Annotated in this window: 16 protein-coding genes; all 16 read right to left on the bottom strand. The window is 69.6% G+C overall.

All coding sequences use genetic code 11. The features are described from left to right. The coding region (locus HYV14_17080; GenBank protein ID MBI2387703.1) for a hypothetical protein at window positions 1-159 on the bottom strand (159 nt) is incomplete at its 3' end. Window positions 160-181: 22 nt separating this feature from the next. Further along, entirely contained in the window at window positions 182-841 is a 660-nt protein-coding gene (locus HYV14_17085; GenBank protein ID MBI2387704.1) for a hypothetical protein, read from the bottom strand. Window positions 842-1,105: 264 nt separating this feature from the next. Next, window positions 1,106-2,821, bottom strand: a complete 1,716-nt coding sequence (locus HYV14_17090) for an O-antigen ligase family protein (protein ID MBI2387705.1) — start codon at window positions 2,819-2,821, stop codon at window positions 1,106-1,108. Beyond that, the gene (locus HYV14_17095) at window positions 2,818-4,599 is read right to left on the bottom strand and encodes an O-antigen ligase family protein (GenBank protein MBI2387706.1); all 1,782 of its coding nucleotides are present in this window, start codon (window positions 4,597-4,599) and stop codon (window positions 2,818-2,820) included. The genes HYV14_17090 and HYV14_17095 overlap by 4 nt, the downstream gene beginning before the upstream one ends. Further along, window positions 4,577-9,304, bottom strand: a complete 4,728-nt coding sequence (locus HYV14_17100) for a hypothetical protein (protein ID MBI2387707.1) — start codon at window positions 9,302-9,304, stop codon at window positions 4,577-4,579. Before HYV14_17100 ends, HYV14_17095 begins: the two co-directional genes overlap by 23 nt. 91 nt (window positions 9,305-9,395) lie before the next feature. Beyond that, window positions 9,396-10,103, bottom strand: a complete 708-nt coding sequence (locus HYV14_17105; protein ID MBI2387708.1) for a response regulator transcription factor — start codon at window positions 10,101-10,103, stop codon at window positions 9,396-9,398. A 4-nt stretch (window positions 10,104-10,107) separates the two neighbouring features. Next, complete coding sequence (locus HYV14_17110; GenBank protein ID MBI2387709.1) at window positions 10,108-11,718, bottom strand: methylmalonyl-CoA mutase; 1,611 nt, start codon at window positions 11,716-11,718, stop codon at window positions 10,108-10,110. Further along, entirely contained in the window at window positions 11,718-12,566 is an 849-nt protein-coding gene (locus HYV14_17115) for a FecR domain-containing protein (GenBank protein MBI2387710.1), read from the bottom strand. The genes HYV14_17110 and HYV14_17115 overlap by 1 nt, the downstream gene beginning before the upstream one ends. Window positions 12,567-12,576: 10 nt before the next feature. Then, window positions 12,577-13,746, bottom strand: coding sequence for a tyrosine--tRNA ligase (locus HYV14_17120; GenBank protein ID MBI2387711.1), 1,170 nt, complete (start codon window positions 13,744-13,746; stop codon window positions 12,577-12,579). A gap of 83 nt (window positions 13,747-13,829) precedes the next feature. Continuing rightward, entirely contained in the window at window positions 13,830-15,803 is a 1,974-nt protein-coding gene (priA, locus tag HYV14_17125) for a primosomal protein N' (GenBank protein MBI2387712.1), read from the bottom strand. 97 nt (window positions 15,804-15,900) lie between these two features. Then, window positions 15,901-16,590, bottom strand: a complete 690-nt coding sequence (locus HYV14_17130) for a hypothetical protein (GenBank protein ID MBI2387713.1) — start codon at window positions 16,588-16,590, stop codon at window positions 15,901-15,903. After that, complete coding sequence (locus HYV14_17135; protein ID MBI2387714.1) at window positions 16,587-17,252, bottom strand: uracil-DNA glycosylase; 666 nt, start codon at window positions 17,250-17,252, stop codon at window positions 16,587-16,589. The genes HYV14_17130 and HYV14_17135 overlap by 4 nt, the downstream gene beginning before the upstream one ends. 64 nt (window positions 17,253-17,316) lie before the next feature. Further along, window positions 17,317-17,964 (bottom strand): hypothetical protein, encoded by a 648-nt coding sequence (locus HYV14_17140; protein MBI2387715.1) that lies wholly within the window; start codon window positions 17,962-17,964, stop codon window positions 17,317-17,319. 7 nt (window positions 17,965-17,971) lie between these two features. Next, the gene (locus HYV14_17145) at window positions 17,972-18,511 is read right to left on the bottom strand and encodes a hypothetical protein (GenBank protein ID MBI2387716.1); all 540 of its coding nucleotides are present in this window, start codon (window positions 18,509-18,511) and stop codon (window positions 17,972-17,974) included. A gap of 4 nt (window positions 18,512-18,515) precedes the next feature. Beyond that, window positions 18,516-18,785 carry a hypothetical protein gene (locus HYV14_17150; GenBank protein MBI2387717.1) on the bottom strand — a complete coding sequence of 90 codons (270 nt, stop codon included), beginning with the start codon at window positions 18,783-18,785 and terminating at the stop codon, window positions 18,516-18,518. A gap of 13 nt (window positions 18,786-18,798) precedes the next feature. Beyond that, entirely contained in the window at window positions 18,799-19,419 is a 621-nt protein-coding gene (gmk, locus tag HYV14_17155; protein MBI2387718.1) for a guanylate kinase, read from the bottom strand. Between the last annotated feature and the right edge of the window lie 100 nt (window positions 19,420-19,519).

Consider the following 19,519-nt stretch of genomic DNA (forward strand, 5'->3'; position numbering starts at 1 on the left):
CGTCACGCCCAGGTCCACGTTCGGCGTGATCCGCACCGTGAACGACGCCGAGTCGTTCGCCGGGTTCGTGTCCGCGTATGCGACGCCCGCCGCCGTCAGCGCCAGCGCCGCCGCCAGCATCGCCGTCTTCACCGTCTTCAGCTTCATTTTGATGTTCATCTCTTATCTCCTTGGGTCCGAATTAAAGTCCCGCGCCTGAAACGGCGTTCACGGTGATCGTGAACGCCGCCTGTCCTTCCGTCGAAGAAGTGCTCGGCGTGCTCGAGCGGAGCCACAGCACGCGAGTCGCCGTCGCCGTCATGCCGTCCACGTCCGCGTACTCCGCGTGCCCGGTCGACAGCTCGTAGACGTGGCCGGTGTCGCCGCCCTCGTTGGCCTGGGTCTGCCCCGCCCGCGTCGCCGCGGTCGTGATCAAGTTCTGAGCGCCCGCGAAATCGGCGATGGCCGGCTTCACCGGCGTCGAAGATTTTCCGAACATCGCGTACAGCCGCAGCTGGTCCTGCGCGTCGGCCTCGTCCGTGTCGAGCGTCCAGGTGTTGAGCGCCGCGCCGGTCAAGGTGAGCTCCTGGTTGTTGAGGTTGCCGGCCATCGTGATGCCCACCGGCGTCTGAAGGCGGACGTCGCTCCCCAACGTCTGCGTCATATCGAGGTTCGAGGAACCCTCCCACGCGGCGCCGGTCGTGTCCACCGTCACCCCCAGGTCGACGTTCGGCGTGATGCGGATGGTGAACGAGCCCGAGTCGTTGGCCGGGTTCGCGTCCGCGAGCGCGGGTCCCGCGCCCAGCGAGATCAAGGCCGCGGTCAGCATCGCGGCCAGCAGAGTCTTCGTCTTCGTGTTCATGTCCTGTCTCCGTTCCGTTTTCGCTATATGGTTCGCGCGCCCGCCCGTATACTCTTCTCGCGCGCGCGTACGAGAGTGTGTCATGTCAAGTCCCCGGGGTCATTCCTATTAGCCGCAAACCTTGAGAAGTTTTCTTCGTAAAACCTTCGCAAACCCGCAACAGGGATCATTGCGACAGGCGGCGGAATAAGCTATGTAAACAATAAAAAACGACACTCCATGGAATTTCCATTGAGTGTCGTTTAGTGTTATTAAGATTCTTTTTTAGTCTTTAGATAAAACTCGGTCCAAGCGGGCGCGAAGGGTCCCGGCGCGGGCCACGTCTCCCAGCGCCTCGGCCAGCTTCATGCGGTTCTCGAGCAGGGCCGGCAGCGCCGGATCCCGCTCCAAGGCCGCGTCCAGCGCGGCGGCGGCCTCGTCCCAGCGGGGGGGCGCCCCGTGGGCCCCTGCTAGGAGGAGGTAGGTCCCCTGCATCGCGAAGCCGTCGGCCAAGGCCGGACGGAGGCGGGCGCCGTCGCGCCCCAGCGCGACCGCCTCCTCGAGCAGGGCCAGCCTGGCCTCCGGGCCCGGGACGGCGAGCGCCGCGGCGGCCATGAAGCGCCCCGCGTTCAGCCGGTAATGCGGCTCGTACGGGTTGAGCCGGACGGCGGCCCGGTAGGCCTTGAGGGCCGGCGCGGGGCGGCGGGCGGCCTCGTAGGAGCGCGCCCGGTGGAACTCCCGGTCCGCGCGGCACAGCCAGAGCCCGAGGACGAATACGACCGCGCAGATCCCGGCGGCGGCCGCCTTGAAGGGGCGGGCCCGCCCGGGCGCCGGCGAGCCGCGCGCGGCGAGGCCCAGGAACAGCGCGGCGAGGACCATCGCGCCGAGCGGCACGGGATTGAACTTCGCCTGCACGAACAGCCCGGCCAGCGCCCCCGCGACCGCCGCGATCTGCGAGCGGCGGCGCTCCTCGCGCAGCGCCTCGGCCAGGCAGCGCCACGCTCCGAAGAGGAGCCACGCGTAGGCGGCGAGGCCGGCGAAGCCCATGGTGGCCGCGGCCTGGAGGAGATCGTTGTGGGCGCTGACCTGGGATTTCGTCGGGCCGAGCGCGCGGATGAAGCCCTCCGTGCGCTCGCGCCGCAGCAAGGTCTGGACGCCGTCGGGCCCTTCGCCGAGCCACGGACGGCGCGGGATCGAGCGGGCGACGGATTCCCACAGCGCCCAACGCGCGCTGTCGGAGGCCTTCGCCGTCGGACGGAGGAGGATGCCCGCGACCAGGGCCGCCCCCGCGGCCGCCCCGATGAGGAGAAGGCGGCGGCGGCGGGCCTCCGCCGCGCCGCTCAGCCCGACGTAGACGGCCAGGCCGGCCGCGGCGCCGAGCCACGCTCCGCGGGACAAAGTCAGCGCGAGCGCCGCGGCGACCAGGACGCCGCCGACCCGCCCGGCGGCGCGCCGGCCCGGAGCGGGGTCGCGCCAGAAGTGGGCGGCCACGGGGAGGAAGAGGAGCAGGCACGCGCCGAACGGCACGGGATCGCCCAGGGGCCCGCCGACGCGCCCGCTCCCCGAGGCCCGGACGCCCGCGAACGGCTCGAGGCCCAGCTTCTGCAGCACGCCGTAGGCGGACGCGGCCGCCGCGGCCCACAGGGCGATGAGCAGAAGCCGGTCGGGCTCGCCGGGCTCGTCGGACCAGGCGCAGGCGAGATAGACGCAGGCGCAGAGGAGAAACCCGGCCAGGCCGTAGGCGTGGAGGCTGTACATGCCGACGGCGCCGAGGTACGGATCCGCCGAGCCGGCGAGCGAGGCCAGCAGGGCCGCGAGGACCGCGAGGAGCGGCGCGTCGAGCGGCGTGCGCCGCCGTCCCGGGCGGTTCCACAGCGCCGCCCACGCCGCGGCGGCCGTCAGCGCGAGCGCGGCCAGGCGGGGGGAGCCGTACGCGTCGGCCTGTCCGGTCCAGAAAAAAAGCAGGGCCGAAGCGGCGCAGGCGCCCAGCGCGTACGTCATCGCGTCCGAAGTCCCTGAAGGCGGAGAAGCTCCGCGCTCAGCGATTCCGCTCGCGCCGCGTCTCCGCGCTCGCGAGCCAGCACGATCCGGTTCTGGATCAGGGGGGTGAACTTGGGATCAAGCGCGAGGGCCCGGTCGAGCTCCGCCTCGGCCTCGTCCAGATGGTCGGGGCCGCCGGCGCGCCGGAGGAGGATCAGCGAGGTGCCGAGGATCTGATGCGAGTCCACCTCGCCGGGCCGCCAAAGGACCGCGTCGCGCCCGACGCGCACCGCGCGCTCAAGACGGGCGAGGCGGCGCTCGGGGTCCTGGTCGCTCGCCGCGAGCCGGTGCAGGAGGCTCGCATGGATCATTCGATACTGGAGTTCGCCGGGATTGAGCCGCTCCGCGCGCTCGTGCGACGCCAGGGCGACGTCGGGCCGGCCGGCCGCCGTGAAGACGACGGCTTTCTTGTGGCTCCAATCGGCCGAGGCCAGGCTCAGGATCAGGACGAACGCGGCGGCGCAGCCGAGCGCGACGGCGGCGTCGAGCGCGGCGGAGCGCGGCTTCCCCGGACCGGGCTCGGCGGGGCACAGCCAGGCCGCGCACAGCGCGGCCAGCACCATCCCGGGAAGCGGGATCGGGTTGACCTTCGCCTGGAGGAAGAGCGCGGCCAGCGCGCCGGCCGCCGCCGCCCGGTACGCGTCGCCGCGCGCCCGCCAGGCCAGGACCGCCAGCGACCACGCCAGCCACAGGTAGGCGGCCAGGCCCGCGACGCCCGTCGTGGTCAGCGCCTGGAGCAGGTCGTTGTGGGCGTTGGCCTGCCCCGCGACGGGGCCGACGGCGCGGATGAAGCCGTCCGTGCGTCCCCGCCGGAGCACGGCCTCGAACGTGTCGGGACCGGAGCCGAGCCAGGGCGCGGACGGCGCCGCGCGCAGCGCCGCGCCCCACATCGCCAGGCGCGCCGAGTCGGAAGCCGAGACCCGGCGCAGGCGCAGAGTCGCCGCGACGCCCGCGATCAGGAGCAGGACCAGCGCGCCCGCCCACAGGCGGCGGCCGCCGGAGGCGCGCAGGCGCCCGGAGAGCCACAGGTAGACCCCGGCCCCGGCGGCCGCGCCCAGGAAGGCCCCGCGCGAGCCGCTGGCGAACATCCCGGCCGCGGCGCCCGCGGCCCCGAGCCGGCCGAGCCAGCGGTCCCTGCCCTCCCGGTCGAGGGCGAGGCCGAGCGCCAGGGGGAACAGCGCCGTCAGGCAGGCGCCGAGATAGGCGGGGTTGCCGAGGGTGCCCACCGCCCGGCCGTCCGGGAACTTGCGCGGCATGTAGGCGATCGGCTCGACGCCCGCCCCCTGCAGCAGGGCGTGGAGGCCCATCATGACGGCGACCGCGGCGCACAGGCGCAGCAGCGGGCGCGGCTCCTCGGCCTGGCCGGAGCGGAGCGCCGCGTGGAAAAAAGCGGCGAGCAGCGCGAGCGGCAGAACGCCCAGCGAGTACATCTGGTAGCGGCCGGCGAAGCTCAGGAAGCGGTCGGAGGAGACGGCGAAGCTCGCGAGCGTGACGGCGGCGAGGGCGAGCAGGGGCCGGTCGAGCGGCGTGCGCCGCGCCGGCGCGCCCGTCCGCGCCAGCGCCGCCCAGGCCAGCAAAGTCCCCGCGGACAAGGCGACGAGCTTGGGGATCGAGTACATCGCCGCCTGCATGGGCGACACGGCCAGCAGCGAGCCCGCGACGGCCAGGCCGAGCGCCCAGCGCGCGGGCGCGGAGGAGCCGTCCGTCGCGGCGGGGCTAGGGGATGGTCGCCGTGACATCGATCTTGAAGTCCTGGACGGCCTCGGTCGACGAGTTGGTCGGCATGCCGACGTTCAGCCACAAGGTGCGGACGTTGCCCGGACGCACCTGCTGGCAGCTCCGGTCGCCCTCGAACTTGCCGCCGAGGCACGCCGTCGCCGAATCGAGTATGCGGTCGGACGCCGTGTAGTCGCCGACGACGGGCTGCGCCGAGTGGAAGAGGCCCTGCATCGTGAACTGATCCGTCCCCGGCGTCGCGGCGATGACCCAAGGGCTGCCCGCGGTCACCGTCGTCGCCTTGAGCTCGTAGGTCGTGCCCATGTTGCCGACGTTGGTCACCGTCACCCCCGTCGTGACGATATAGTTCTGGTTGAGCGCGACGCTGCCGACGGTGACGATCGACGGCGAGACCGTGACTCCGTAGTCGGGAAGGTCGACCGTCGAGTTGCTCGAGTTGGCGGGGAAGTTCGTCGTCGCCATCGTGTCCGGAGAGGCGATGGTCATGTCGGCCGCGGCGGCCACCGAGGCGCCGACCGTGTTGCCGACCGGGGTGGCCGCGTTGAGGGTGTAGACGATGAAGTAGACCTTCGCCGTCGTGGTGATCGTCTGGGCCGGGCTCAAGGTGAGGGTCACGTTGCCGGCGCCGCCGAAGGTCCCCGCGGCGAGCAAGGTGTCCTCGTTGCCGTAGTCGCCGGTGCCGGCGTCGAGGTAGACCTTCACCGCCGTGACGTTCGTCCGGTTGATGGTCCCGCTGAGGGTCACCTTGACGGCGGTCCAGGACGCGGTGTTCCCGTTCGTGGTCAGAGAGAGCTTCTCCACCGCGTAGTCCGCGCCCTGGCCGATGCTGGCGGGGGCCAGGGAGGTCGGCACGGCCGTGACCGTATCGGGGGCGGCCACCGTCGCGGCGGTCGAGTCCATCGGGAAGGCGCCCGAGACCCCGTCCGGGGCGGTGATCGTGAGGCTGCCGGCCGCGTTCACGCGCGCGCCGATCGTGTTGCCGACGGTCGCGGAGACGGAGAGCTGATAGACGACCCAATAGACCTTGGGCGTGGCCGTCAGCGTCTGGGCCGCGCTCAGGGTAATCGCGACGGAGCCGGCGGTGAAGGTGTTCGCGGAGGGGGAGACCAAGGTGTCGAGCGCCGAGTCGAAGACGTCGTCGCCATCGTCGAGGTAGATCCGGATCGTCGTGACGCTCCCGTCGGCGAGGTTGCCGAGCTTGTTGATCGTGATCGCCGTCCACGCGGCCGAGTCCGCGCCCGTGGCCATCGAGAGCCTGAGCAGGGCCTTCGTCTCGCCCTGGCCGAACTGCGCCCCGACGACATCGGTCGGGGTGACCGCGATCGTGTCCGCCGCGTCGGTCACCGACGAGTTGGTCGAGTTCGCGGGGAGGTTCGTCGTCGCGACCGCGTCCGGCGCGGCCGCGGTCAGGGCCCCCGAGGCGACCTGGGCCCCGACGGTCGCCCCGATCGTCGCCTCGACGTCGAGGACGTAGACGATGAAGTAGGCCTTGGGCGTCGTCGTGATGGTCTGCGCCGCGCTCAAAGTGACCGCCGCCGAGCCGCCGGAGAAGGTCGTCACGCCCGGCGAGATCAAGGTGTCCGAGCCGGACTCGTAGGTCCCGTTGGCGTTGGCGTCTAGATAGATCTTCACCGTCGTGATCTTGGTGTCGGCGAGAGTCCCGGTCTTGGCCACCGTCAGCGCCGTCCACGACGCGGTCTCCTGGTTCGTGACGAGCGAGAGCTTCTCGACCGCGTAGTCGGAGCTCTGCGCGACGCTGCCCGCGGCCATGTTCGTCGGCGTGACCGTGATCGTGTCCGCCGCGTCGGTCACCGTGGAGTTCGCCGAGGTCGCGGGGAAGTTCGTCGCCGCCACGGCGTCCGCTCCGCTGACGGTCACGTCCGCGTTGGACCCCACCGACGCTCCGATCGTGGCGCCCTCCGTCGCGGTCGTCGCGAGCGTGTACACGATGAAATAGACCTTGGCCGTCGAGGTCAGGGTCTGGGCCGCGCTGAGCGTGATCGCCGCCGAGCCGCCGGAGAAAGTCGTCACTCCGGGGGAAATCAAGGTGTCCGAGCCGGATTCGTAGGTGCCGTTGGCGTTGGCGTCGAGGTATATCTTCACCGTCGTCACGCCGGCGTCGGCGAGCGTCCCGGTCTTCGTCACCGTGACGGCCGTCCAGATCGCCTCGTCGGCGCCGGTCGCCATCGACAGCTTTTCGACCGCGTAATCCGTGGCCTGAGCGACCGAGCCCGGCGCCATGCTCGTCGGCGTGACCGTGACGGTGTCGGCGACGTCGGTCACCGTCGCGTTGCTCGAGTTGGCCGGAAAGTTCGCGGTCGCGACGATGTCGGGGGAGGTCACGGTGAGGGCCGTGTTCGCGGCCACCGACGCGCCGATGGTGGCGCCCGGCGGCGCGTAGGCCTCCAGCGTATAGACGACGAAGTAGACCTTCGGCGTCGTGTTGATCGTCTGGGACGCGCTCAAGGTGATGGCGGCCAGCCCGGCGCTGAAGGTGTTGACCGCCGGGGAGATCAAGGTGTCTGAGGCCGACTCGAAGGTGCCGTTGGCGTTCGCGTCGAGGTAGATCTTCACGGTCGTGACCTGGGCGTCGGCGAGCGTGCCGCTCTTGGTCACCGTGATGTCCGTCCACGTCGCGCTGTTGGCGTTGGTGACCAGGGAAAGCTTCTGCATCGCCGTGTTCGCCGTCCCCTGGGCGATCGTCCCCGGGGCCATGTCGGTCGGGGTCACGGTGATGGTGTCGCCCAGGGCGATGACGGTCGCGTTGCTCGAGTTGGCGGGCAGGTTCGTGGCGGCCACCGAGTCGGGCGCGGTCGCGGTGAGAGCGCCGACGGACACCTGCGCGCCGATCGTGTTCGTCACCGTCGCGGTGACCTGCAGGGTGTAGACGACGAAATAGACCTTGGGGGTCGTCGTGATGGTCTGCGCCGCGCTCAAGGTGATCGCGGCCGCGCCTCCGGAGAAGGCGGTCACCGCGGGGGAGATCAAGGTGTCCGCGCCGTCATAGGTCCCGCTGCCGTCGTCGATGTAGATCTTGACGGTCGCCACGTCGCCATCGACCAGGCTCCCGGTCCTCGTCACGTTGATGGCGGTCCAGGTCGCCTCGTCGCCGCCGGTGGCCAGGGAGAGCTTTTCGAGGGCGAAATCTCCGCCCTGGACGATGTTCGCCGGCGCGACGCCGGTCGGGGTGACGGTGATCGTGTCGGCGACGTCGGTCACGCTGGAGTTCGTGGAGTTGGCGGGCAGGTTCGTCGAGGCGACGAGGGCAGGGCCGGTGACGGTCAAGGCCCCGGCGGCGACCGAGCCGCCGACCGTCGCCCCCGGCGTCGCGGTCGCCTCGAGCGAGTAGACGACGAAATAGACCTGCGCCGTCGTGGTGATGGTCTGGGCGGCGGAGAGCGTGACGGCCGCCGATCCGCCCGAGAAGGTCGTCACGGCCGGGGAGATCAAAGTGTCCGAGCCGGCTTCGTACGTCCCGTTCGCGTTGGCGTCGAGGTAGATCTTGACCGTCGTGATCTTGGCGTCGGCCAAGGTCCCGGTCTTGGTCACCGTGACCGCCGTCCACGTGGCGGTCTCCTGGTTCGTCGCCAGTGAGAGCCGCTCGACGGAATAGTCCGCGCTTTGGGCGACGCTGGCCCCCGCCTGGTCGGTGGGCGTCACCGTGACGGTGTCGGCCCCGTCGGTCACCGTCGAGTTGCCCGAGCTGGCGGGGAGATTGGTCGCGAGCGCGGTGTCGGGGTAGGTCACGGTCAGGGCGCCGGCGCCGACCGTCGCGCCGATGGTGCCGCCGACCGCCGCCAGCGTCGCCAGGTTGTAGACGACGAAGTAGACCTTCGCCGTCGTCGTGATGGTCTGCGGCGCGGAAAGGGTGACGGCGGCCGAGCCGGCGGTGAAGGCGTCGGCGCCGGAGGAGACCAAGGTGTCCGACGCGCTCTCGTAGGTCCCGTTGGCGTTGGCGTCGAGGTAGATCTTGACCGCCGTCACGCTGCCGTCGGCGAGGGTCCCGGTCTTGGTGATCGTCACCGCCGTCCACGTCGCGGAGTTCGCGTTCGTCGCCAGCGACAGCTTCTCCACGGCGTAGTCCGAGCCCTGGGCGATCGTGGCCGGGGCCATCGCGGTCGGGGTGACGGTGATGTCGTCGATGGTCCGGTAATGGGCCGTCACCGTCATCGAGTCGAAGTAGAGGACGTGGGCGGTCGTGTTGTTGTCCCGGAACATCACGCCGAAGTTTCCGCTGTTGAGGTCGGCCGCCGTCCAGGTCGTGTTCCAGAAGGCGCCGGCGCTGCTGACCGCGACGTCCGCGTCGCTCGGGTTCGGCATCTGCAGGGCCAGGACGGCCGAGCCCGCCGCGGTCGACCCGTCCTTGGTCAGGGCCGCGTCGAACGCGCGGCGGGCCGTCTGGGTGTTCGGCGAATAGCCCTGGACCACGACCTGGATGCCGTCGATGACCGACGCGGTCGGGATCGAGAAGCCGAACGTCTTGACGACCAGCCAGTCCTGGGCGGTGTTGTTGTAGCTGGCGTACGCGCCGTTATCGGTCTGGATGTTGGTCGGCGTGGTCCAGTTCGTTCCCGTGATGCTCGTGGCGTTCGCCGAGGTTTTCTCCTGGAAAAGGGCCTGGCCCCGGGCGGGGGAGGGGCTCAGGAGAAGGGCGGCGCAAGCCGCCACGAACGGGAACCGCGTCCACGAGTGGTTTTTCCTTGTCATCGTACGCGCGCGCGTGTTCCAGAGTATAACCGAGCGCGAGCCCCGGGGCCAACGCGTCCCGTAAACAAATTGCGAAATGATCTTCGCAGGGTCAGGACCGGACCGCGTCGCCGGGGGCGAAGCGGTAGCCGACGCCGTGCACGGTCTGGATCAGCGGGGCGCAGGGGCCGACCTTGCGGCGCAGGGACTCCACGTGCTTGTCGAGGGTGCGGGTCTCGACGTTGCCCGGGTAGTTCCAGACGGCCGCCAGCAGCTCGTCGCGCTTGAAGGCGCGGTCGGGATGCTTGAGCATGTGCGCGAGCAGGTCGAACTCGAGCCGGGTCAGCTCGACGGGCTTGCCGACGACGAGGGCCTGCCGGGAGACGAGCTTGAGGAGGATCGGGCCGCCGGTCAGGGTGGTGACGGTCTCCTCGGGGGCGTCGCCGGCCCAGACCACGCGGCGAAGCAAGGTGCGCACGCGGGCGAGGAAGATCGGCGGCTGGAAGGGGCGGGTGATCGCGTCGTCGGCGCCGGCGTCGAGCAGGGCCACGGTGTCGCCCGAGCCGGCCTTGGGATCGACGCACAGGACGGGCAGCAGGCGCATGTCCGGCTGGGATCGCAGGAAACGGATGAACTCGGCGGCGCCGCAGCCGGGGGCGCAGGCTATGACGAGAAGATGGGGCTTGGCGGCGCGAAGCTGCGCCAGCGCTCCCGCGCGGTCCGGCAATTCCAGGACCTTGTGGCCGACGGACTCGAGCAGAGCCGTGAGCTGGGCGCGGAACTTGGCGCCCTCGACTTCGGCCTCGACCGCGATCAGCATCTCATCAGCCCCCGAACACCGGGTACTCGCCGAAGACGTCCTTCAGCGCCTGGGTGACCTCGCCGACGGTCGCGTAGGCCTCGACCGACTCGAGGATCAGCGGCATGAGGTTCGTCTCGGTCTTCGCGGCGCCGCGAAGTCGTGCGAGGCACGCCTGCACCTTGCCGTTGTCGCGCTCGGCCCGCAGCTTCTTGAGGCGCCGCACCTGGCCCTTCTCGACGGCGTGGTCGATCTTGAGGATCGGGGGGACCTGCCCCTCGGTCTCGTGCGTGTTGACGCCGACGATCTTGCGCCGCTTCGCGGCCTGGTCGAGCTCGAAGCGGTACGAGGTCTCGGCGATCTCGCGGTGGAAGTAGCCCTTCTCGAGCGCGGGCACGACGCCGCCGAGCTCCTTGATGCGGGTCATGATCGCGGTCGCGCGCTTCTCGACCTCGGCGGTGAGGCTCTCGAGGTAGTACGAGCCGCCGAACGGGTCCGGGGTGTCGGTGACGCCCGTCTCGAGCGCCAGGATCTGCTGCGTGCGCAGGGCGAGCATCACAGCCTCGTCGGTGGGCAGCGCCAGCGCCTCGTCGAAGGAGTTCGTGTGCAGGCTCTGCGTGCCGCCGAGCGCGGCGGCCATCGACTGGTAGGCGACGCGCGCCAGGTTGTTGAGCGGCTGCTGGGCCGTGAGGCTCACGCCCGCGGTCTGGCAGTGCATCGGGAGCATCCAGGATATCTCCTTCTTCGCTCCCAACTCGTCCTTCATCAGCTTCGCCCAGATCGAGCGCGCGGCGCGGAGCTTGGCGATCTCCTCGAAGAAGTGGTTGTGGACGTCGAAGAAGAACGAGAGCTGAGAGGCGAAGTCGTCGACCGGGAGGCCGCGCGCGATCAGGCGCTCGGCGTAGTCCCGCCCGTCGGCGAGGGTGAAGGCGAGCTCCTGCACGGCGTCCGCGCCGGCCTCGCGGATGTGGTAGCCCGAGATCGAGATCGGATAGAAGCGCGGCACCTCGCGCACGCAGTACTCGATGAGGTCGAGGACGAGCCGCATCGAGGGCTCCGGCGGGTAGAGATACTCGTTCTGCGCGATGTACTCCTTGAGGATGTCGGTCTGGCAGGTGCCGCGCACGCGCGTCAGGGGCACGCCCTGCTTCTTGGCCAGCGCGATGTACATCGCGAAGATGACCGGCGCGGGCAGGTTGATCGTCATCGACGTCGAGACCTTGCCCAGGTCGATGCCGGCGAACAGCGCCTCCATGTCGGCGAGGCTGTCCACGGCGACGCCCTCGCGGCCGACCTCGCCCAGGGAACGCGGATCGTCGGAGTCGAGGCCCATCAAGGTCGGGAGGTCGAAGGCCGTGGAGAGGCCGGTCTGGCCGTGCTCGAGGAGGTACTTGAAGCGCTCGTTGGTGTCCTTGGCGGTCTTGTGGCCGGCGAACATGCGCATCGTCCACGGCGTCATGCGGTAGCCGCCGCTCTTCAGGCCCCGCGTGTAGGGGAACTCCCCGGGCCGGCCGACGGACTCCGCCGCGGGCGCGTCCTCAGGCCCGTACTCGCGCTTGACCGGGATGCCCGACAGAGTGGTCGGGTCCGCAGGCGGCGCGGCGGGGGCCGTCGCCTTATCGGCGGCCGGCCGCATCAGCGGTCCTTCCGCGGCCGGTTGACGCGGCTGCGGCGCTCGTCCATCTTGCGCAGGTTCTCCTGACGCCGCTGCCGGCCCCGCTCGACGTTCTGCCGGCGCTTGTCCTCGACCTTCTGCTTCATCGCGGCGCGCTTCTCGATGAACTTCCTGCGGTTCTCGCGCATCCGCTCCATCGTCTTCTTGCGCATCTCGCGGCGCTGCTCGGGAGGCAGCGCCTTCCATTTCGCCTTGATGGCCGCCAGGCGCCGGCCGTGGCCGCGCATCAGCGCGCGGTGCGCCGCGAAGCGCTGGAGCTGGATCGCGTGGACCGGCGCCGCGCCCTTCTTGACGGAGGTCTCCTGGTTGGCGATCAGGAGCTCGGGCGGCCCGCCGGCGTCGCCGGTGACCTCGACCTTGCCCTCGTCGAACACGCCGACGTAGGTCTCGTCGCCGGCCTCGACGCCGAACTCCGTGCCTCGCACGGCGGCCACCGCGGTGGGGGTGCGCACGCGCAGGCGCTGGCTGCCGAGCTTCTGGATCTTCGCGAGCAGGGAGCCGACCGACAGGAAGAACGTCGAGTCGCCCTTCGCGGCCTGCTCGATCTTGAAGTCGGAGTTCTCGCGCACGGTGATCAGGCTGCCGCCGTCGAGCGCCACCTCGGCCGAGGCGCCGTCGGCGACGACGACCCGGTCGCCCTCCTCGAGCGGCATGCCGGCCTCGCCGGAGGCGTCGGGCGAGCCGTCGGCGGCGACGATCGTCACGTCGCCGGAGACGGCGCCGAGGCGCGCGTCCCACTTCTCCTCCTGGGCGCGGAGGGGGACGGCGGAGGCGAGCAGCAGGGCGAGCGCGGCGGCGATGAGTTTCATCGGTATCTCCCTAGGCTTTCGACGGAATCAGCGCGATCTTGAAGAACTTGTGCTTCCCGACCTTCAGCGTGAAGGTCGTCTTGTCCTTGACGGGGCCGTCGACGGTGACCTTCACGCCGTCGATCTGCACGCCGCCCTGCTCGACGAGGCGGCGGGCCTCGCCGCCGGACATGCCGGCGACCTCGGCGATGATCTTGGAGAGCACCGTTTGCGAGACCTGTTTTTCATCGCCTTCGGCGATGACCGGCTGCTCCTTCTTGGAGAACGTGCTCTCGAAGTAGGACAGCGCGGCGTCGCCCGCGGCGTCGCCGTGATATTTGCCGACGAGGATCCGCGCGAGCTCCTTCTTGGCCTTCATCGGATGCATGGCCTTGACCGCTTCGAGGTCGACGTCGGTCAGGAGCGTGTAGTAATCCAGCATCAGCTCGTCGTTGACCCGCATGGTCTTGCCGAACATGTCGTTGGGCGGGTCGTTCAAGCCGATCGAGTTGCCGTAGGACTTCGACATCTTCTTCTCGCCGTCGAGGCCGACGAGCAGCGGGACGGTCAGCGCGACCTGCGCCTCCTGGCCCGCGTCCTGCTGCATCTTGCGGCCCATCAGGAGGTTGGTCAGCTGGTCGTTGCCGCCGAGCTCGACGTCGGCCTTCACGGCGACGGAGTCGTAGCCCTGCATCAGCGGGTACATCACCTCGAGCAAGGAGATAGGGGAGTTCTCGGCGATGCGCTTCTTGAAGTCCTCGCGGGAGAGCACCTGCTGGACGGTGTGTCTCTTGAGGGTGTCCAGCAAGTGGTCCTTCATGAACGGCGTCAGCCACTCGGAGTTGAAGCGCAGCTCGGTCCTGCTCTTGTCGAGGATCTTGAACGCCTGCTCCTGGTAGGTCGCGGCGTTGGCCTTCACCTCGGCGGCGGTGAGCGTGGGGCGAGTGGAGTCCCGCCCCGAGGGATCGCCCACCATCGCGGTGAAGTCCCCGATGATGAGCACGGCGGTGTGGCCGAGGTCCTGGAACTGCCGGAGCTTCGTCAGCACGACGCTGTGGCCGAGGTGCAGGTCGGACGAGGTCGGGTCCACGCCCAGCTTGACGCGCAGGACGCGCCCGGAGGCGAGCTTCTTCGTCAGCTCCTCGTCGCTGACGAGGGAAAGAGTGCCGCGCTTGAGGCGGGCGAGCGGGTTCTGCTCCATGCTATGAGGAATATTACAACTCTAGCGGCCCGGCGTCCACCCTCAAACGATCACACGAGGTACGCGGGATGGCACCTTTACATTTACAGGAAGTCGTAGGGGTCGGCGTCGAGGGTCAGCTTGACGGAGGAAGGCAGCGGGCAGCCCCGGGCGCGCTTGAGGCCTTCCTCGACCCCGGCGGCGGGGAGCTTGATGAGGAGCGTGTCGCGGAACTTGCCGCGTACCTGGCGCAGCAGCGCGGGCGCGGGGCCCACGACCTCCGCCGGCGCGGGCAGCAGCAGGCGCAGCGCGTCGGCCCAGGCGGCGCCGGCCTCGGTCAGCTTCGCCTCGTCGGCGCAGGCGAGGACGGCGCGGATCAGGCCTCCCGCGGGGGGATAGCTCAGCTCGACGCGCGCGGCGAGCTCGGCGTCGGCCCAGGCGGCGTAGTCGCCGTCGGCCGCGCCCTTGATCGCCTCGTGATCCGGCGACAGGGTCTGCAGGAGCACCTCGCCGGGCTTGTCCGCGCGGCCCGCGCGGCCCGCGACCTGGGCGAGCAGCTGCATCGTGCGCTCGGCGGAGCGGAAGTCGGGCATGTGCAGCATCGTGTCCGCGTCCACGACGCCGACCAAGGTCACCTCGGGGAAATGGAAGCTCTTGGCGACGAGCTTGGTGCCGACGAGGACGTCGGCCTTGTGGGCGCGGAACCGGTCGTAGACGCGCTCCTCGAGCTTGGCCTCCTTCGAGACGGTGTCGCGGTCCATGCGCAGGACGCGCGCGCCGGGCAGGCGGCGCTTGACCTCGGCCGCCACGCGCTGGGTACCGACGCCGCCCGTGCGCATCGCCGGGTCGCCGCACGCGCCGCACGTCTGCGGCGGCGGCCACTTGCGGCCGCAGTGGTGGCAGATCAGGACGAAGCCGCCCTCGGGCTTCTCGTGCGTGATCTTGGCCACGCCGCAGTCCGCGCAGCGGTCGATCCACCGGCATTTGGAGCAAGTGGTCAGCGTCGAAAACCCCCGACGATTAACCAACAAGATGGACTGTTCGCCGCGCCGCAGGCGCTCGGCCATCTTGTCGACGAGCTCCTCGGAGAGCACCTCGCCGAACTTCCCGGGCGGCAGGGTCGTCACCGGCGGGCGCGGGACCGCGGAGACGCGGTCCGGCATCGCCAGGAGCTCCGCCGTCCCCGAGCGGGCCATGCTCCATGACTCGATGCTCGGCGTGGCCGAGCCGAGCACGACCAGCGCGCCGAACGCCTTCGCGCGCTCGATGGCGACCTCGCGCGCGTGATAGAAGGGAGAATTGGAGTCCTGCTTGAACGACTCGTCCTGCTCCTCGTCGAGCACGGCGAGGCGCAGGTCCTTGAAAGGGAGGAGGCACGCGGAGCGCGCGCCGACGACGACCTTCACGTCGCCGCGGGAGATCGCCAGCCACGCGCGGCGCCGCTCGCGCGGCGTCAGGCCGGAGTGCCACAGCGCCACGGGCACGCCGAGGGAGGCCGCGAACTCGTCGAAGAACGGCCGAGTCAGGGAGATCTCGGGCAGGAGGAAGGCGGCTTGGCCGCCTTTTGATATCGCGCGCCGGATCAGGCGCAGGTACACCTCGGTCTTGCCCGAGGCGGGCACGCCGAAGATCAAGGTCGTCGCGTGCTTCCTCGCGTCGAGCAGCGCCTCGAGCCGCTCGAGCGCGCCGGCTTGGCCGGGCGTGAGCGTGAAGGCCGCCGGGACGTCCGCGCGCGGGGGCGCGGAGAAGACCTCGACGGGCTCGTCGAGCGACTTGACGAAGGGAGGCGCCAGGGCCTTGAGCGCCTCGCCGATCGGCGCGCCGAAGCGCCGCGCCATGAAGCGCGCGCACGCCACGCCCTCCGCGCTCAGCGCGGGGCGGGAGTCGATCAGCGAGTCGATCGCCTTCAGCGGTCGTGAGGGCTCTCCCTCGAAGACGGACAGAACGACGCCGACGGCTTTACGCGGGCCGAAAGGGGCTCGGACGCGGTGGCCAGCCGCGACGCTCATGCCGTCCGGGACCTGATAGTGGTAGCCCTTCGGCAGGGGAACGGGAAAGGCGACTTCGGCAATCCTCATCTGGTGCCAGGCCTCCCATTATCCCATTACTTCGATCACGGGGCCTCCCGAGTAATGGGATAATGGGAGGCCTGGCACCTTTTACTCCTTTTACTTTTTACTTCAGCGCGGTGAAGACGAAGTGCGGCGGCATGTTGCGCACCTCGAACTGCGTGTCCACCTTCGAGAAGTAGTCCGGAAGCATCGGGATCAGGTGGGTGGTCACCTGGTAGGCGACGAAGCGCCCGCCGGGGTTGAGCAGCGACGAGGTCTTGGTGAGCAGCTCGTGGCGGCCGCGGCCGGAGAAGAACGCGAACGGCACGCCGGAGACGATGACGTCGGCGCCGCTCAAGCCGTGCTTGGCGAGGATCTTCTCGATCTCGCGGACGTCGCCGTGGATCGCCGTCATGCGCGGGTCGCGGAGGTCCTGAAGCTCCTTGAAGAGGTCGGCGTTGAACTCGATGGCGAGGAGCCTCGCGTCGGGGCGCATCTTCTCGAGGATCTTGCGCGTCATGACGCCGCGCGCGGCGCCGTACTCGACGATGACCTTCGCGTGCGCGAGGTCCATCGCCTTGACCGTGCGGTCGACGAGGAACCGGCTCGAGGGCGTGACGGCGGCCACCGCCGGATCGTCCATGAACACCTTCACGTAGCCCATGAACTTCGAGTCGGCGTGCTCCTTCCTGCCGTCGGAGATGACCTCCTCGAGCTTGCTCATGCCCTTCTTGATCTGTCCGCCGATGAGAGCGCCCAGGTTGTCGAGGACGTCGCGGTCGGATCTGGAGGCGCGGGGGTCGGGCTTGCTCATTTGGAAATCTCCTTTTTCAGGCTCTTCATGTCTTCCCAAACGTCGCGCTTGAGGTCCGGGTTGCGCAGCAGCGCGGCGGGATGAAAGGTCGGCAGCAGCTTGATCGGGGCGAGGCCGCCGCCCGGGTCGTAGGTCCGCCACTGGCCGCGGATCTTCGTGATGGGCGTCAGGTCTCCCAGCAGGGCCTTCGCGGGCACGGCCCCCAAGGTCACGATGACCTTCGGCTTGATGGCGCGGATCTGCGCCTCGAGCCAGCCGCGGCAGGCGTCCATCTCCTCCTGCGTCGGGGGACGGTCGTTGCCGCGGCTCTCGGGGTCGGAGGGGTCCTTCATCGGGTGGCACTTCACGATGTTGGCGATGTACACGGTCTTGCGGGAGAGGCCGATGGCCTCCAGGATCTTGTCGAGGAGCTGTCCCGAGCGGCCGACGAAGGGCTCGCCGGTGTGGTCCTCCTTGAACCCGGGGCCCTCGCCGATGAACATGACCTCGGCCCCGGCGCTGCCGACGCCGGGCACGGCCTGGATGCGCGTCGCGCCGAGCGGGCAATCGCGGCACGCCTTGATGCCCTCGGCGAGTTCAGATAAGGAGCCGGCACGCGGCGGCCGAGAGTCCGCGCTTTTTTTAAGCGCCTCGGCCGGGGGTTTCGCCGCAGGCGAAACCATCCAATCCGACGAGTCGGACAAGGAGACGCGGCGCCGCAGCGCTTTGGTGAGTTCCTTCAATTCGTCAAGCTCGGCGCTCATTCAGCAGTCTCGTGATCTCGGCGACGACGGTCTTCGCGACGCGCGCCTTCGGCCCCGGGGGCAGACGGCGCGTCCAACCAATGCCGACCATGGTCGCGGCGATGCGGCCCGACGCGAGCGAGGCGGGCCCGTTGGCGACGACCAGATCGAGGCCCTTGCGCGCGAGCTTGCCGCGCGCGTGCGCCGTCTCGCGGCGCGTCTCGAGGGCGAATCCGACGAAGATCTGGCCCGGGCGGCGTTCAGCGGCGGCGTCTTTGATGATATCGGGATTGGGAATCAAGGTCAAGCGAAGCGCTGAATCATTCCGTTTGATCTTGTGTCCCTCGACCTTCGCGACGCGCCAGTCCGACACGGCCGCCGCGCCGATGATCACGGCCGCGCCGCGAACGCGTCGCAATGTTTCTTTCCGCATCTCGAGCGCCGTCACCACCTTGACGACGCGGATGCCGCGAGGCGGTTCCAGTTCCGTTGGTCCGCTGATGACCGTCACCTTCGCGCCCGCCTTTTTCGCCGCCGCGGCGAGCGCGAAGCCCATCGCGCCGCTCGACGCGTTCGACAGGAACCGGACGGGGTCCAGGAATTCGCGGGTCGGCCCCGAGGTGATGAGCACCGACCGGCCCCGTAGGCTCATTTGAAGCTCAGGCACGCTTGAGGATCGAGCGCACGATCTCGTCGGGCTCGACGAGGCGTCCGAAGCCCGTCTTGCCGCTGGCCAGCTCGCCCTTCTCGGGGCCGAGCAGGCGGTAGCCGAAGCTCTCGAGGCGCGAGACGTTCGCCTTCGTCGCCGCGTGCTCCCACATCTCCGCGTCCATCGCCGGGGCGACGACGACGGGGGCCTTCGTCGAGAGGACGAGCGCGTCGAGCAGGCCCGCCGCGCGGCCCTGCGCCAGCCGCGCGATGAAGTCCGCGGTCGCCGGCGCGATCAGCACGAGGTCGGCCCAGCCCGCCAGCGACAGGTGCGCCATCTCCCACAGCGCCGGGTCGGTCATCGACTGCGCGACCGGGTGCTTCGACAGCGTCGTCAGGGTCAGCGGAGAGACGAACTGCGCGGCGGTGGGGGTCAGCACGCAGCGCACCTCGACGCCCTTCTTGACGAGGCCCCGCACGATCAGCGGGGCCTTGTACGCCGCGATGCTGCCGGTCACTCCCAGCACCACGCGGCGTACGGGCTTCGCCATGGCCCTACTCCGCCTTCTTGGGGGCCTCGTCGCCGTTGGCGGCCGCGGCCTTCTTCAGGTCCTTCCAGTCCACCTTGCCGCCGAGCACGTCGCGGACCGCGAGGTCGAGCAGCTCCGCCGGCGTCAGGTGGCGGTTCTCCTCGCGCTTCTTGAGCTCCTTGACCCAGAGGGCGGCCATCGGGATCGCGGAATACTTTCCGCGAGGGAAATTGAGGATCATTTCCTCGGTGGTCTTGTACGGCTGGGCGTCCTTGACGGGTTCCTTCTTGGCCATTGAGCGTTTCTCCTTAAGCGAGCGCGGTGACGAACGACGAAGCGGACGGATCGAGCCGGGACGTCTTGAGCGTCTCGGCGGTGAGGATGCATGAGATCTGGTCGACGGCCATCGAGAGGTCGTCGTTGACCACGACGTAGTCGTAGTCCTTGGCCGCGGCGAGCTCGCCGCGGGAGTTGGCGAGGCGCTTGGCGACGATCTCCGACGCGTCGCGGCGGCCGGCGAGACGGGCCTTGAGCTCGTCCATCGAGGGGGGGAGCACGAACACGAGTATCGCCGCCGGGTGCTTGCGGCGGATGGACATCGCGCCCTGCACGTCGATCGCCATGATCACGTTGAGGCCCTTCTTCGTCTGCTCCTCGATGAAATGCCGCGGGGTGCCGTAGTATTCGTCGTGGACCATCGCCCACTCGAGCAGCTCGCCGCGCTGGATCTTGCGCTTGAACTCCTCGCGGCTCAGGAAGAAATAGTGCTTGCCGGCCCGTTCCCCCGGCCGCGGCGCGCGCGTCGTGCACGAAACCGAATACTTGAGGTCCTTGCGGCGCGCGAGGAGCTTGCGGCAGATGGTGGTCTTGCCGGCGCCGGACGGCGCGGATATGATGAGAAGGGCCCCTTTCCTCATGTAGTCGGACATTCTAGCTGATTATTAAGGGAAGAGCAACTGAAACGGATACGGATGAACCACAAAGGCACTAAGACACAAAGAGAATTCGACGCGGATCAGGAGTTGACGG

The sequence above is a fragment of the Elusimicrobiota bacterium genome, assembly GCA_016182905.1.
Lineage (GTDB): Bacteria > Elusimicrobiota > Elusimicrobia > UBA1565 > UBA9628 > GWA2-66-18.